The sequence below is a fragment of the Georgenia sp. 311 genome (assembly GCF_006151955.1).
Classification (GTDB): domain Bacteria; phylum Actinomycetota; class Actinomycetes; order Actinomycetales; family Actinomycetaceae; genus Oceanitalea; species Oceanitalea wutianyii.
Genome location: NZ_VDFS01000038.1, coordinates 188,155 through 202,582 on the forward strand (window position 1 = coordinate 188,155; position 14,428 = coordinate 202,582).

General features: G+C 74.4%; 16 protein-coding genes. 6 read left to right on the top strand and 10 right to left on the bottom strand.

The genetic code is table 11. The features are described from left to right. A partial coding sequence (locus FHE66_RS15465) for a hypothetical protein (RefSeq protein ID WP_218013653.1) occupies positions 1 to 509 on the bottom strand: 509 nt, incomplete at its 3' end. Positions 510 to 680: 171 nt separating this feature from the next. On the opposite strand from FHE66_RS15465, the gene FHE66_RS07785 reads away from it, so the two are divergent. After that, positions 681 to 1,202 carry a dihydrofolate reductase family protein gene (locus tag FHE66_RS07785; protein WP_139072379.1) on the top strand — a complete coding sequence of 174 codons (522 nt, stop codon included), beginning with the start codon at positions 681 to 683 and terminating at the stop codon, positions 1,200 to 1,202. Between the two features lie 114 nt (positions 1,203 to 1,316). Next, a complete protein-coding gene (locus tag FHE66_RS07790; protein WP_139072380.1) occupies positions 1,317 to 1,766 on the top strand; it encodes a hypothetical protein in 450 nt (149 codons plus the stop codon). Here FHE66_RS07790 and FHE66_RS07795 read toward each other — a convergent pair. After that, a complete protein-coding gene (locus FHE66_RS07795; RefSeq protein WP_139072381.1) occupies positions 1,741 to 2,538 on the bottom strand; it encodes an SDR family NAD(P)-dependent oxidoreductase in 798 nt (265 codons plus the stop codon). The genes FHE66_RS07790 and FHE66_RS07795 overlap by 26 nt on opposite strands. A 149-nt stretch (positions 2,539 to 2,687) precedes the next feature. On the opposite strand from FHE66_RS07795, the gene FHE66_RS07800 reads away from it, so the two are divergent. Further along, complete coding sequence (locus FHE66_RS07800) at positions 2,688 to 3,191, top strand: pyridoxamine 5'-phosphate oxidase family protein (RefSeq protein ID WP_139072382.1); 504 nt, start codon at positions 2,688 to 2,690, stop codon at positions 3,189 to 3,191. Here the strand turns inward: FHE66_RS07800 and FHE66_RS07805 are convergent. Next, positions 3,179 to 4,435, bottom strand: a complete 1,257-nt coding sequence (locus tag FHE66_RS07805) for an RNA polymerase sigma factor (protein WP_139072383.1) — start codon at positions 4,433 to 4,435, stop codon at positions 3,179 to 3,181. The two genes, FHE66_RS07800 and FHE66_RS07805, sit on opposite strands and share 13 nt — an antisense overlap. After that, complete coding sequence (locus FHE66_RS07810) at positions 4,432 to 4,770, bottom strand: YciI family protein (RefSeq protein ID WP_139072384.1); 339 nt, start codon at positions 4,768 to 4,770, stop codon at positions 4,432 to 4,434. The genes FHE66_RS07805 and FHE66_RS07810 overlap by 4 nt, the downstream gene beginning before the upstream one ends. A 138-nt stretch (positions 4,771 to 4,908) precedes the next feature. On the opposite strand from FHE66_RS07810, the gene FHE66_RS07815 reads away from it, so the two are divergent. Further along, positions 4,909 to 5,217: a ClpP family protease gene (locus FHE66_RS07815; RefSeq protein WP_139072385.1), complete on the top strand. Its 309-nt coding sequence runs from the start codon at positions 4,909 to 4,911 to the stop codon at positions 5,215 to 5,217. Here FHE66_RS07815 and FHE66_RS07820 read toward each other — a convergent pair. Beyond that, on the bottom strand, positions 5,192 to 6,688 hold the full coding sequence (locus tag FHE66_RS07820) for an HNH endonuclease signature motif containing protein (protein WP_176554697.1): 1,497 nt from the start codon (positions 6,686 to 6,688) through the stop codon (positions 5,192 to 5,194). The genes FHE66_RS07815 and FHE66_RS07820 overlap by 26 nt on opposite strands. Positions 6,689 to 6,989: 301 nt before the next feature. Between FHE66_RS07820 and FHE66_RS07825 the strand changes: the two genes are divergently transcribed. Continuing rightward, on the top strand, positions 6,990 to 7,856 hold the full coding sequence (locus FHE66_RS07825) for a maleylpyruvate isomerase family mycothiol-dependent enzyme (protein ID WP_139072387.1): 867 nt from the start codon (positions 6,990 to 6,992) through the stop codon (positions 7,854 to 7,856). A 57-nt stretch (positions 7,857 to 7,913) separates the two neighbouring features. On the opposite strand, the gene FHE66_RS07830 is transcribed toward FHE66_RS07825, so the two are convergent. Genes FHE66_RS07830 through FHE66_RS07845 form a run of 4 tightly spaced genes read right to left on the bottom strand, consistent with a single transcriptional unit; the run spans position 7,914 to position 11,007 of the window. Then, positions 7,914 to 8,273, bottom strand: a complete 360-nt coding sequence (locus FHE66_RS07830; RefSeq protein ID WP_139072388.1) for a VOC family protein — start codon at positions 8,271 to 8,273, stop codon at positions 7,914 to 7,916. A 30-nt stretch (positions 8,274 to 8,303) separates the two neighbouring features. Further along, positions 8,304 to 9,140: an ABC transporter permease gene (locus FHE66_RS07835; RefSeq protein ID WP_139072389.1), complete on the bottom strand. Its 837-nt coding sequence runs from the start codon at positions 9,138 to 9,140 to the stop codon at positions 8,304 to 8,306. Then, the gene (locus FHE66_RS07840) at positions 9,140 to 10,180 is read right to left on the bottom strand and encodes an aliphatic sulfonate ABC transporter substrate-binding protein (protein ID WP_139072390.1); all 1,041 of its coding nucleotides are present in this window, start codon (positions 10,178 to 10,180) and stop codon (positions 9,140 to 9,142) included. Before FHE66_RS07840 ends, FHE66_RS07835 begins: the two co-directional genes overlap by 1 nt. A gap of 11 nt (positions 10,181 to 10,191) precedes the next feature. Continuing rightward, positions 10,192 to 11,007 (bottom strand): ABC transporter ATP-binding protein, encoded by an 816-nt coding sequence (locus FHE66_RS07845; RefSeq protein WP_176554698.1) that lies wholly within the window; start codon positions 11,005 to 11,007, stop codon positions 10,192 to 10,194. A gap of 195 nt (positions 11,008 to 11,202) precedes the next feature. On the opposite strand from FHE66_RS07845, the gene FHE66_RS07850 reads away from it, so the two are divergent. Beyond that, a complete protein-coding gene (locus FHE66_RS07850) occupies positions 11,203 to 12,840 on the top strand; it encodes a DHA2 family efflux MFS transporter permease subunit (RefSeq protein WP_139072391.1) in 1,638 nt (545 codons plus the stop codon). 3 nt (positions 12,841 to 12,843) lie between these two features. Here FHE66_RS07850 and FHE66_RS07855 read toward each other — a convergent pair whose 3' ends face one another. Continuing rightward, positions 12,844 to 14,250 (bottom strand): APC family permease, encoded by a 1,407-nt coding sequence (locus FHE66_RS07855; RefSeq protein ID WP_255303650.1) that lies wholly within the window; start codon positions 14,248 to 14,250, stop codon positions 12,844 to 12,846. Positions 14,251 to 14,428 lie beyond the last annotated feature (178 nt).

Sequence of the window (14,428 nt, forward strand, 5' to 3'; positions counted from 1 at the left end):
GTCGTCCCGGTCACGTGGTGCGAGCGGTTCGCGGACGTGATGTGCAGGTGGTCGCTGCCGCACAGCCGCAGACCTCGCGCGAGGAACCCGTTCGACGGGCACCGGTAGCCGGGCACGATGACCTGGACCCAGCGGCCGGTGGCGTCACGCACGGTGAGGTGGTCCGGCACGTGTTCCGCGGCGGGAGCCCGGAACCCCAGAGGGCCCAGGCAGAGCAGCTCCTCGACGGCGCCGAGGACGTCGTCAGGCCGGAGTCCGTCGGTCAGCCGGGTGAGGTCGAGCAGACCGGTGAGTCGCGCCGGTGTCGTCGTCACGCTCCCCACCTGTCCCGGCGGACGGCCCTTGAGCCGGTTCGCCGCACGGACGGTCGGCTCGTCGGCCCGGGTCGTCAGCGCGTAGAGGTTCGCGAACGCGTGGACGACGAAGGCGCCGGCGGCCAGCGCGGAGGCGGCGCTCTCGACGTCGGCCCTCTCGCCGATCCGCAGGTGTCCTGCCGCAGCGACGGCCATCGTGCCCTCCCCTGCCGGTCAGAACCAGTATCCGGCCGTCCGGGTGCCCCGAACAGGTCCTTGGCGTTCCTCCGCGGCGCCTCACTCCTCACGGGTGACGGACGGCGTTCGTCGTGGTGCAGGGCCCGCCCCCGGCACCGGACGCGCCCAGGCTTCGACGACAGGACCGACATGACCCGCACCCACTACTTCACCGCGAGCAGTCTCGACGGCTTCATCGCGACGGAGGACCACTCCCTCGACTGGCTGCTGTCCCAGGAGAACGATCCCGACGGCCCGATGGGTTACCGCGCCTTCGAGGCGCGCGTCGGCGCGATCGCCATGGGCGCCACCACCTACCAGTGGGTCCTCGACCACGACGACGGGTGGGCCTACGACATGCCGGCCTGGGTCTTCACCCACCGCGACTTCCCGCCGCCCCCCGGGGACGTGCGGTTCACCAGCGGCGACGTCGCCGAGGTCCACGCACAGATGGTCGCGGCCGCGGCGGGGCGCGACGTGTGGATCGTCGGGGGAGGGGAGCTCGTCGGGCAGTTCACCGACCGCGGGCTGGTCGACGAGGTGTGGGTGCAGTACGCGCCGGTGACCCTCGGGTCCGGGGCGCCGCTGCTGCCGCGCCGCCTCGACCTCGAGCTGCTCGAGACGGCGCGCAACGGCGCCTTCGTCTGCGCCCGGTACGCCGTCGTCCGCTGACCGGGGAGGACGGCCGGCGTCCCCGGGAGGAGACCGGCGTCGTCCGTCGCAGGCGACCTCGCTGCCGCCTCCCGCCCGACGCCCGGCCGGACCGGCGTTCCTAGCGTTGTCGGCATGGCATCCACCGACCGAACCGTCCTCCGTCAATGGCCCGCCCGACGCGTCGGGCTCGCCCTCGTCCTCGCGCTGCTCCCCCTCACCCTCGCCCTGCCCCGCACGCTCGGGGACGCCGGTGACCGCACCGACGGCACGGCACGTCTCGTGCTCGCCGTCGTCGTCACCGCCCTGTGGGTCTACGTCGTGGGCGGCCGTGGCCGCGAGGAGCGCCCCGTCGCCACCCTCGTCCTCACCGGGGTGTTCGCCGGCTGCTACACGTTCCTCGTCGCGGCCGTCGCGGCGCTCTCCTCCGCCGGGGCGGCCGGACTCATCGCCCTGCCGTTCCTGCTGCTGGTGATGGTCGCCGTCGGTGCGCTGTGGGGGCTGGCGGCCGGCGGGCTCGCCCGAGGGCTCCAGCTGCTGCGCGGGCGGTCGGCCCGAGTCATCCGAGCACCGCGCCGCCGCTGAGGTTGAGGGTCGTCGCGGTGAGGCCGCCGGCCCTGTCGGAGGCGAGGAACGCCGCGGCGTCCGCGACGTCCTGGATGCGCACCGGCCCGGGCAGCAGGCCGTTCGGGGCGCCGGGTGACTCGAGCAGCTCGGCGAGGGTCATCCCCGCGCGTTCGGCCATCCGTGCCCACACCCTGGCGACGTGGGAGCCGTGACGTGCTGTCTCCGGGATCCCGTCGGGGCGCAGTGCGACGACACGGACGCCCCGCGGCCCGACCTCCCCCGCGAGCTGGACGGCGAGCGCCTCGACCGCCGCGTTCGCCGGGCCGAAGCCGTCGGTCGCCATCGCGACGCGCGCGGCGGTCGTCGACAGCAGGAGGACGACCCCGCTGCCGCGCCGTCCCATGTGACGCGCCACCGTCGTCGCGGTGAGGAAGTTCGTGCGCGTGTACGTGCGGACCGGCAGCTCGAAGTCGGCGAGACGCAGCTCGGTGAGGGGCACGCCCTGGACGTGGTCGACCCCGACGGCGTTGAGACTGACGTCGATGCCTCCCGACTCCGCGATGACGGCGGCCGCGTGCCGTGCCACCGAGCCGCCGTCCAGTGCGTCGACGACGGCTGCGTGCGCCTGCCCGCCGGCGGCGCGGATCTCCCCCGCGACCTCCTCCAGGGTGGCCAGGGTGCGCCCGGCGAGGTGCACGACGGCACCCTCGGCGGCGAAGGTGCGCGCTACGGCGGAGCCGATCGCACCCGCTCCGCCGTAGACGACGGCCGTCTTGTCGGTGAGCAGCATCGTGGTTCCCCTCCCGATACGGGCTCCGCTGTCCGGAGCTCTCACCCGACCGACGAACGGCACCTGCCGGGACCGACATCGCCGGGCAGATGACTTCGAGCCGTCCCGCCGGTCTGCCCCGGTGTCGGCCCTGCACCTCGAGGAGCACCATGCGCACGCCGGACACCTCCCTCGACCCACGCTTCAGCGACCCCGATGCCGTGCCGACACCGTGGTCGACGGCCGTCGACGCCCTCGCGACGGCCCAGCTGTGCTGGCTCACGACGGTGCGGCGGGACGGACGGCCGCACGTCACCCCGCTCGTGGCCGTCGCGCTCGACGACGCGGTGCACTTCTGCTCGGGCCCTGCCGAGCAGAAGACCCTCAACCTCAGGCACGACCCGCACGTCGCGCTCCTCACCGGCTCGACGGAGTGGGACCGCGGGCTGGACGTCGTGCTCGAGGGGCGGGCGGTCCGCACGACGGAGCAGCAGGTGTTGCGCCGACTCGCCGGGGCGTGGGGCGAGAAGTGGGACGGCCAGTGGCAGTTCGACGTGAGGGACGGGGCCTTCCGGCATGCCGACGGCGGTGAGGCGCTGGTCTTCACGGTGACGCCGGACCGCGCGTTCGCCTTCGCCAAGAACCCGTTCGGACAGACTCGCTACGTGTTCTGACCCGGCCCGCCCACCTCGGCGAGCCGGGAGGCGAGGTACCCGCGCTCGGCGTCCGTGCGGGCCAGCTCGAGCGCCTTGCGGTAGGCGGCCCGCGCCTCCGGGTCGCGCCCGAGCCGGCGCAGCAGGTCGGCACGCGTCGCGGGAAGCAGGTGGTAGCCGTCGAGCGCGCCGGAGGTTCCGAGCTCCTCGACGATCCGCAGACCGGCGGAAGGCCCCTGCGCCATGGCGACGGCGACGGCGCGGTTGAGCTCGACGACCGGTGAGGGGGACAGGTCGGCGAGCATCCCGTACAGCGCGGCGACCTGCGGCCAGTCGGTGCTCTCCGCGTCGGGGGCCGAGGCGTGGCAGGCCGCGATCGCCGCCTGCACCTGGTACGTCCCGGGCCGCCCGGCCGCCAGCGCCTCCTCGAGGAGCGCCGTGCCCTCGACGACGAGGTCCCTGTCCCAGCGGGTACGGTCCTGGCGCTCGAGCGGGACCAGCGCGCCGGCGGCGTCGGTGCGCGCCGGCCGGCGCGACTCGTGGAGGAGCATGAGTGCGAGCAGGCCGCGGACCTCGGGGTCGGTCGGGAGCAACCCGAGGAGGAGCCGACCCAGGCGCACGGCCTCGGCCGTGAGGTCCTTGCGGAGGAGGCTCGTGCCCGAGCTCGCGGCGTGCCCCTCGGTGAAGAGGAGGTAGACGACGGCGAGGACCCCGGCGGTCCGCTCCGCCAGCCGCTCGGGGGGAGGGACACGGTAGGGGATGCCCGCCTGGCGGATCTTCCGCTTGGCGCGGACGAGGCGCTGGGACATCGTCGCCTCGGGGACGAGGAAGGCGCGGGCCACCTCCGCCGTCGTCAGCCCTGCCACGGCGCGCAGGGTGAGAGCGACCCGTGCGTCGAGGGCGAGCGCCGGGTGGCAGCAGGTGAAGACCAGCCGCAGCCGGTCGTCCTCCGGGCCCTCGACCGTCGGCGCGCGCTGCCCGGCGAGCCGGCCCACCTCCGCGTGCTTCGCGGCGCCGACCGCCTCGCGCCGCAGCCGGTCCACCGCCCGGTGGTACGCCGTCGTCGTCAGCCATGCGCCGGGGTTTCGCGGCACACCCTCACGTCGCCACCGGTCCACGGCGATGGTGAACGCTTCCTGGGCTGCGTCCTCCGCGAGGTCCCAGTCGCCCGTGCGGAGGATGAGCGTCGCGACCACCTGCGACCACTCGGCGTGGAACGCCTCGGTGACCGCGTCCGAGACGGCGTCGTGCCCGTCGGAGGTCATGGCTCCCACACCGGCCGGACCTCGACGGTGCCGCGGCGGGCGAACGGGTGGGCGGCGGCGATCTCGAGCGCCTCGTCGAGGTCGGCGCACTCGAGGAGGACGTAGCCGCCGACGAACTCCTTCGTCTCGGCGAACGGGCCGTCGGTGACGAGCGTGCGTCCGTCACGCACGCGGACGCTCGTCGCGGTCTCCGCCGGGCGCAGCCGGTCGCCGCCGAGGAACGCGCCGCGCCCGGTGACGTCGGCGAGCCACCGCTGGTGGTCCGGATCGGCGGCGAGCTCCTCCTGGCCGGGGTGGACCTCGGCGTCGTGGCAGATGAGCATGAGATACCGCATGTCGGCCTCCCGGGGGTGGTGCGGGCGCCTCGCCGTGGGACCACGGTAGCTGCCCGCCCTCGGCGTGTCCGCCGGGGGCGGATCCGCTCGGGGCAGCGTGAGTGCCGCGGGCGCGGGCAGCCACGATGGGATGCCGTCATGAGCACCCAGACCACGGGCCTGGTCCCGTGCGACCAGGAGATCGCCCACCGGCTCATGGCCCAGCGCATCATCGTGCTCGGCACCGAGCTCGACCAGGAGGCAGGCAACCGTCTGTGCTCCCAGCTCCTGCTGCTCTCCGCGGAGGACGGCAGGGAGGACATCAGCTTCTGGATCAGCTCGCCCGGCGGGTCGGTCCCGGCGATGCTCGCGATCCGCGACGTCATGCGGCTGGTGCCCAACGACGTCAGCCTCCTCGAGGGCGCACCTGTCCCCTCTCCGGTCAGGGGCCAGGTCCGGGAGCGGTGACTTGCCGGCCGTTGCGGTCGTGGAACCACCACCGGCCGGAGGACCGGGTGATGGTGACCTGGCGGGCGTGGACCCAGTCGTGGTGGTGCCAGCACAGGAGCACCCCGTGCTCGACGTCGGTGCGGCCCCGGTGCAGCGCCCACCACAGCGAGTGGTGGACCTCGCCGAAACCGGGCGGCTCGTCGCAGCCGGGCCACTGGCAGTGCCTGTCGCGGGCGATGATCGCCCGTACCTGGTTGGCGGGGAAGATGCGCTTGTCGCGCCCCGCGTCCAGCACCGTGGAGTCCGGCCCGAACACCACCCGCGAGAGCTGTGACTCGCACGCCAGGCGGGCCAGCAGCGCCGGTGCGACGGGGGTGCCGTCCTCGAGGGTGGCGGGAGCGAGCCCGCGCAGCGAGGCGGGGTCCAGGGCGGTGGAGATGACGTGGTCGTCCCCCGTCCGCCAGCGCTCCACCCACGAGCTCGCCTCGGGACCGACCTCCACCGGCCCACCGGCCGCGACCGACCCGGGCGCCTGGGGACGGGCGGGGTCCTGCGGACCGCCCGGCGCGCTCAGCGCGAGCTGGGCGGGCAGCCCGAGCGGGCCTGCCGACAGACCGGGACCGTGCGCGGGGACTGCGGACCCGGTGGCCGCGGCCAGCGCCCGGAGCAGCTCGAGGGACACGGTGACGGTGAGGTGCGGGCGGATGCGGGCGGCCGTCCGCTGCGCGCCGGCGTCGAGCGACTGGTGGGCCAGCGAGACGAGGGCAGCGGCGCGCCGCTGGGCGGGGGTGCGCTCGTCCTCGGCGCCCTTGCGTCCGGCGTGGGCGCCGAGCGCGGTGGAGACGACCTGGCCGGAGACGTCGTCGAGCCAGCCGCGCACCTGCCACCCGCCGGTGGTGGGGGAGAGGGTGAGCTCCTCCTTGCCGTCGGCCTCGCGCCACGCGCGGTCCGCGCCCTCCGGGTCGGCCGCGACCGCCCAGGCCTGGACGAGCGAGGTGAACGTCCCGGCGTCCATCTCCTGCGCCTGCTCGACGAGGAACCGCTCCCCGACCTCGGGGTCGGCCAGCTGGGACCGGAGCCGGGCCGTGCGGGTGGTCTCCCGCACGAGAACGGTGGTGTGCTGGGCACCGAGTCGTCCCGCACCCAGCGCCGCCCGCGTCACCGGCAGGTGGTCACGCAGCGCCCGCGCCTCGCGGACCTGGCGTGCGGCCGCCGCGGCCGTCGAGCCCGTGCGAGCACGCAGCCAGGCGGCGAACGTCCGCGAGCCGTGCAGGGCCCACAGCCCGTTCGCCTCCGCGGCGGTGAGGACGGCTGAGCGGGCCGCCTCCAGACGCCGCGCGGACTGCTCGAGGAGGTCGAGCGCGTCGTGGACGGCCTGGCCGGGCAGCCCGTGCCACTCGGTCCCCGCGAGGGTGGACAGGGTGGCAGCCACCTCGGCGAGCGCCGCGAGCGGGTCGTCCGGGCCAGGCGGGGTGGACGGTCCGGTCACGAGGGGTGCCGCCCCAGGGGACCGGTGGACCCGCCGGCTCCCCTGGCCGGGGTGGGTCGCACGGCGCGGCCCGCGGGGCGCGGCGGCGAGACCCTGGGCCTCCAGCTCGACCGGTCCTGCCACTGCGCTCACCTCCCGCGTCGTTGCTCTGACGCTATCGGCGACCACCGACATCGCTGTGGCCTGGCTCACACGCCGTCTCGGTTCGGGAGGCGCCGTCCGGCTCGCCGGCCGACCGGACCGGTAAACCCTCGACCGGCCGCGTCACGCGAGCGATGATGCCCCGAGGGAGGGTGACGACGTGGAGGGCTCGGGCAGCGGTCACTGGGGCGACGCGTTCGGCGTGCCGCTCGACGTGCGGCCCCTCTTCCCGGAGCAGCGCGCGTCCTTCCTCGACCTGCTCGAGGGTCTCACCGCCGAGGAGTGGGCCGCGCCGGCGCTGCCGGGCTGGAGCGTCCAGGACGTCGTCGCGCACGTGCTCCACGACCACGTCCGCCGGCTGGCCGCCACGCGTGACGGCCACCGGGTGGCGCTGCCGCCGGGAGGCTCGCTGCCCGAGCGGCTCGACGCCGCCAACGAGGCGTTCGTCGCCGTCGCGCGGCAGGTGAGCCCTCGCCTGCTCATCGACCTCCTCGTCCATCTCGGGCCCCAGCTCGACGCGCTGTGGGCCGGTCAGGACCTCCACGCCCGCGCCGACGCCGACGTCTCCTGGGCGAGCGCCGGAGCCTGCCCGCGCTGGCTCGACCTGGCCCGGGAGCTCACCGAGCTGTGGGTCCACGAGCAGCAGGTCCGCGACGCCGTCAGGCGCCCTGGCGGCGACCGGCCACACCTCCTGGCGCCCGTCGTCGACACCTTCGCGCGTGCCCTCCCGTTCAGCCTGCGGCAGGTCGAGCGACCGGTCGGCACCCGTGCCCGCCTCAGCATCACCGGGCCCGCCGGCGGCACCTGGGACGCCGTCCGGAAGGAGGGCCGGTGGACCTCCGGACCGGTTCAGGGTCTTCCGGACGCCGAGGTCGTCCTCGACCCCGACACCTTCTGGCGGCTGGCGGCGCGCAGGCTCGGCCCGGCCGACGCGCGGGACCGGGCCGAGGTCCGCGGCGACGGCGCCCTCACCGCCGCCATGACCTCACTCCTCGGTGTCGTGCGGGCACCCGACGAGCCCCCGTGACGCTCGCGGGGTCCGAGGTCCCCCCGCGCCCACCCGTCCGGGCGCGGGAGCCCCAGCTCAGGAGTGCCCGGACTCCTCGGCCACGCAGAAGACGTTGCCGTGCGGGTCGGCGAGGGTGACCCACCGGAAGCTCTCGTCCCCGCGGCGCTCGACGAGCGTGGCGCCGGCGTCGAGCAGGCGGTCGACCTCGGCGTCCAGGTCCTGGCACGAGAGGTCGAGGTGCACCCGGTTCTTGCCCGGCGTGGGGTCGGCGACCTTCTGGAACGCCAGCCGCACCGGCAGCGACGGGACGGCCACCATGGCGAACCAGCCATCGTTGCGCTCGACCACCTCACCGCCCGTCTGCTCCGCCCACCATTCGGCGAGACGGTTCGCGTCGGTCGTGTCGAAGGTCACCATGCCCAGGGTCATCACCATGCCGTCACGCTAGTGGCGCCGGCCGACACGTCACCAGCGTTTGGCGAGCCGTCGCTCGGCCACCCCGAGCAGCCCGTCGGTCGCCTTGCCGAGGACGGCGAGGGCGAGGATGGCGAGGAGGATCCGGTCGACCCGGCCGTTGTTCTGGGAGTCGGTGAGGAGGAAGCCCAGTCCCATCGACGAGGCGATGAGCTCGGCCGCGACGAGGAACAGCCAGCTCTGCGCGAGGGCGAGGCGCAGCCCGGCGGCGACGGCCGGGGTGACGGCCGGGAGCTGGACGCGCGCGAGCAGCCCGACCCCCCGGTACCCGTAGGCCCGGCCGACCTCGACGAGGTGCGGGTCGACGTGCCGCAGCGCGGACGCCACCGTCGTGTAGACGGGGAAGAAGGCGCCGATGGCGATGAGCGTGACCTTGGAGTCCTCGTTGATGCCGATCCACAGGATGAGCAGCGGCACCCAGGCGAGGGACGGGACTGCGCGCAGCGCCCCGACCGTCCCGGCGAGCAGGGTGTCGGCCCACCGCGACAGGCCGACGAGCGCTCCCACCGCCAGGCCCGCCGCCGCGCCGACCGCGAAGCCGAGCAGCACGCGCTGGGTGGAGATGGCCACGTGCGTCCACAGGGTGCCGTCGGCGGCGAGCTCGGTGCCGGCGGCCCACACCGCCGCCGGTGAGGGCAGCTGGTAGGGCGCGAAGGTGCCGGTGACGGCGGTGAGGAGGTGCCACAGCCCGAGCAGCGCGAGCGGGACGACGACGGCCGCCAGCCGGTGCCACCGGTGAACGCGCGTGGGGCCGGGGGCCGGCACCGCTCGCTCCTCGCCCACCGGGACGAGGACGGGGCGGGCAGCGCCCTCGACGGTCGCGGCCATCAGCCCGCGCCGCCCGCGCCGGCCGGGTCGGCCCGGCGGGCGTAGGTGTCCACGATGAGGGTGTCGAGTGCCTCGTCGATCTGCTCCTGGGAGCGGACGTCGCCGGTCTCGACGAAGATCGGCCCGACGACCTCGAGGACGGCCCGCTGCGCCTCCCCGGGCACCGCGTCGATCCCGAGGTTGGTCCGCTCGAGGACGACCTTCTCCGCGACGTCGGGCTCGATCCCGGCCACCTCGGCGAGGATCGCGACCGTCTCCTCCGGGTTGTCCGCCACCCACCCGCGCGCCCGCTCGTAGGCGTCGACGACGACCTGCGCGAGGTCCGGGGACTCCGCGAGGAAGTCCGCGCGGGCGTTGAGGAAGCCGTAGGTGTTGAAGTCGACGTTGCGGTAGACGAGCCGGGAGCCGGCGTTGAGCTCGGTGTCCGCCATGATCGGGTCCAGCCCCGCCCACGCGTCGACGGCGCCGTTCTCCAGCGCCACCCGCCCGTCGGCGTGCTGGAGGTTCTGCACCTCGACGTCCGCGAGGTCCACGCCGTGCTCCTCCAGGCTCTGCAGGAGGAAGAAGTACGGGTCGGTGCCGCGGGTCGCGGCGACCGACCGGCCGGCGAGGTCGGTGACGGAGGTGACGTCCGAGCCCTCCGGCACGACGATGGCCGACCACTCCGGCTGGTCGAAGAGCGCGATGGTGTGGATGGGCGAGCCGTTGGCCCGCGCGAGGAGCGCGGCGGAGCCGGCGGTCGAGGCGATGTCGGCCGCCCCCGAGCGGAGCAGCTCGTTGGCCTTGTTCGAGCCGGCGGACTGGACCCACTCGACCGTGACGTCCGGTCCCAGGGTCTCCTCCAGCCAGCCCTGCTCGCGGACGACCAGGCTCAGCGGGTTGTAGGTGGCGAAGTCGACGGTGAGGGTGTCGGCGCTCCAGGTGTCGCCGGCGTCGTCGTCACGGGCGACGGCGGAGCCCTCGCCGGCCACGCAGCCGCTGAGCACGAGGCCGCCGGCGGCGACGAGGAGAACCGCGGTGGTCACGGTACGGATGGTCATGGGTGGGCCCTTCAGGCGTGGTGGGTGGGGACGCCGAGGCCGTCGAGCAGCTCGGCGCGCAGGTGGGTGAGCCGGGCGCTGCCCCGGTCGCGGGGACGGGCGCCCGGCACGGTGACGACGGTGCGCACGGTGCTCGGGCCGCCGGGGACGGCGGGTCCGAGAAGGACGACGCGGTCGGCGAGGTACAGGGCCTCCTCGACGTCGTGGGTGACGAGGAGGACGGTCGTGGGCTGTGCGGCGTGAAGGTCGAGCAGCAGGTCCTGCATCCGCAGCCGGGTGAGGGCGTCGAGCGCGCCGAACGGCTCGTCGAGCAGCAGCACGCCGGGGTCGCGGGCGAGCGCGCGGGCGAGCGAGGCCCGCTGGGCCATCCCGCCGGACACCTGCCGCGGGCGGTCCTCTGCGCGGTCGGCGAGGCCGACGAGCGCGAGCAGCTCCTCCGCCCGGGCGGCCCCGGTCGCGCGGGGCGTACCCGGCGGGAGGCCGAGGGCGACGTTGCGCCGCAGGCTGCGCCACGGCAGCAGCCGCGGCTCCTGGAAGGCGACGGCGCAGCGGGGGTCGGCACCGGTCACCGGCTCCCCGTCGATGTGCAGCTCCCCGCTCGTCGGGACGTCCAGGCCGCACACCTGACGCAGCAGGGTCGACTTCCCGCAGCCGGAGGCGCCGAGCAGCGCGAGGATCTCACCGGGCTCGACCGTGAGGTCGACGCCGGTGAGCACGGTCCGCGGCCGGCCGGCGGGGGTGCGGGGGGCGAAGGTCCGCCCCACGCCACGCAGCTCGACACGGGCCGCAGCCCGGCCCGCCGTCACGGGCGGTGTCGTCGTGAGCATCGCGTCCCCCTCGGCCGGTGACGCCCTGACGACGTCGTGGACCAGACGCTAGGAACGTCGCAGGAGGCTGGACAACGGTCGGGACGGCCCGTCTCACCGTCCGGTATGTCCGGCTCGGATCGTCTCGTCCCTCGACACGAGATCCGTGCGGGTCAGGCGTAGATTGACCGCGGGCGCACACCCCGGAGGAGTCGGATGGCGAACACCGGTACGCAGGGTCCGGCACTGCCTGACCGTTTCGTGCGCTTCCGATGGTGGGGGCTGCTCGCGATCAGCTTCGGCGTCGCGCTCATCATCATGGACTCCACGATCGTCTCGGTCGCGATCCCCTCGATCGTCGCGGACCTCGGCATCTCGAGCACGGAGATCCAGTGGGTCCAGGAGATCTACACCCTGCTGTTCGCCGCCCTGCTGCTCACCTGGGGCCGCGTCGCCGACCGCTTCGGCCGGCGGCGCATCATGTTCATCGGCGTCGCGGTCTTCATCGCCTCGAGCGTGCTGTGCGTCGTCGCCTCCAGCGGCGCGCACCTCATCATCGGCCGCGCCTTCCAGGGCCTCGGCGGGTCGATGATCCTGCCGACCACACTGGCCCTCCTCAACGCGAACTTCCACGGCCGGGAGCGGGCCATCGCCTTCGCCGTGTGGGGCTCGACGATCGGCGGCATGGCCGCCTTCGGCCCGCTCGCCGGGGGCTGGCTCATCGAGTACGCGAGCTGGCGGTGGGCCTTCGGCATCAACGTCCCCATCGGCCTGTTCATCCTCGCCGGTCTGCTCCTGTTCGTCGCCGAGTCGCGGGAGACCCGGCGGGTGCCGGGGACCGACGTGATCGGCGCGCTGCTGTCCATCGTCGGCTTCGGCGCGCTCGTCTTCGGCCTCATCGAGGGGCGGAGCTACGGGTGGTGGCGGGCCGAGGAGCGTGCCTCCTTCGACATCGGCGGGATGTCGCCCGTCCCGTTCGCGTTCGGGATCGCGGTCGTCGCGCTGGTCGGTTTCGTCCTGTGGGAGCGGGCCCGGGACCGGGCCGGCAGGGGCGTCATCCTCGACCTGTCGCTCTTCCGCATCCCCTCCTTCGCCAACGGCAACGTCACCGCCCTCATCGTGAGCTTCGGGGAGTTCGGCCTCATCCTCACCCTGCCGCTGTGGTTCCAGAACGTGCTCGGGTTCCGCGCGTTCGAGGCCGGCCTCGCCCTCGTCCCCCTCGCCGTCGGCTCGTTCGTCGCGAGCGGCGGCGTGGCGGCGCTCTCGCGCATGCTCTCCCCGGTCGTCGTCGTGCGGATCGGACTCAGCCTGGAGGTCCTCGCCGTCCTCACCCTCGCCGTGCTCATCCGCCCCGACAGCACCCCGTGGCTCACCTCCCCGGTCCTGTTCGTCTACGGGATCGGCGTCGGCCTGGCGACCGCCCAGCTCACCAGCGTCGTGCTCGCCGACGTGCCCGTCGAGCGCAGCGGGCAGGGCTCGGCGACGCAGAGCACCGCCCGGCAGACCGGCTCGGCCCTCGGCATCGCCGTGCTCGGCACCGCCTTCTTCACCACGTTCCGGACGGGGACGGAGAGCCGGCTCGCCGACGCCGTCGCCGCCGACCCGAGCGTCGGGCAGCTCGTCGACGCGGTGATCGCCAGCTCGGGTGGCACGATCTCGGCGCTCGCGGCCGACCCGCGGACGGCGGACGTCGCGCAGGCAGCGCGCGACGCGATGACCGACGGCGCCTCGCGCGCGGCGTACGTGGGCGCCGCCGCCCTCCTCCTCGGGCTGCTCTCCAGCCTCCGGATCCGCCCGGGCGTGGGCGCCGACCAGCGGACGGTCGAGCCCGACGAGCCGGCCACGGCCGGCTGACGCTTACCGCACGGGGGCGTCCGCCTCGCCGGGCTCGAGCGGTGCGCGGCCGCGGCGGTAGAACACCCAGGTGAGGACCCACAGGACGAGCCCGATGGCGATGAGCCCGCCGGCGATCTGGTACTCGATGGGGTCCTGGGCCCACGGGCCGACGAGGAAGGCGCAGGTGAGCGCCCCGACGTAGGGCAGCACCGCCGGGGCCCGGAAGTGCTCCCGGTCCACCGGGTGGCGGCGCAGCACGATCGTCGCGACGTTGACGACGGCGAAGACGGCCAGGAGGAGCAGCGCGGTGGTGCCGCCGAGCGCGGTGACCGTCTCCTCCCCGGCCACCTGGGTGACCCCCCAGATGAGCCCGAAGGCGAGGAGGGTGGTGAAGAGGATCGCCACCCACGGGCAGCGGCGTCCCGGCAGCACCTTGCCGAGCAGCGGCGGCACGACCTCGTGCTTGGCCATCCCGTAGACGAGGCGGCTCGCCATCATCATGTTGATGAGGGCCGTGTTCGCCACCGCGAACATCGACAGGAACGGGTAGATCGTGTCGACGGGAGCGTCGGGCGCGCCGCGCCGGACCACCTCGAGGAGCGGGGTCTGGCTCGCCGCGAGCTCGCCGACCGGGACGACGGCGACGGCGGTGACCGACACGAGCACGTAGACCACCGCGGTGACGCTGAGCCCGGTGAGCATGACCCGCGGGAACGTGCGGACGGGGTCCTTCGTCTCCTCGGCCATGTTGACCGAGTCCTCGAAGCCGACCATCGAGAAGAAGGCGAGCGCCGTCGCGGAGGTGAGGGCGAGGAAGACGCTCTTGTCCCCGCTCGTCTCGAAGACCACCGTCCGGCCGAAGTCGACGTCGCCCTGTGACATGGCCCAGAACCCGACGGCGATGACGATGAGCAGGCCGGTGAGCTCGACCAGGGTGAGGACGACGTTGAAGACGAGCGACTCGGAGACGCCACGGAGGTTGACGAGCGCGAGCAGGAGCATGAAGCCGAGCGCGACGAGCGTGACGCCGCCCTGGCCCCACTCCAGGCCGAAGCCCTCGATGAAGTTCTCCCCGAGGAACTTGGCCGCTGTGGAGGCGGAGGTGAGCCCCGAGCTGAGCACCGCGAACGTCACGAGGAAGGTGACGACGTGGACGCCGAAGGCCTTGTGCGTGTAGAGCGCCGCCCCGGCGGCCTGGGGGTACTTCGTCACGAGCTCGAGGTAGGAGAACGCGGTCACCGTCGCGACGGCGAAGGCGAGGAGGATCGGTGCCCACCCCGCGCCGCCGACCTCGGCGGCCACCTGGCCGGTGAGGGCGTAGACGCCGGTGCCGAGGATGTCGCCGACGATGAAGAGGAGGAGCAGCTTGGGGCCCATGGCCCGCTTGAGCTCCGGCTGCGCCTGAGCAGTCTGCGGTGTCGCGCTCATCTCGTCCCCCTCCGACGGCCTGTGCGGGAAGAGTCGACCTCACCAGCCCCACCCGCAACCGGAAGCGGGTCCACCCCCGGGACCACCCGGCCCGCCCGTCTCCTTCCCGGGGAGGAGACGGCTCCCGCCCCGATCTCGTCGCCGCGGACGATCTGCTCCTCGCGCGCCGCTCCTAGCG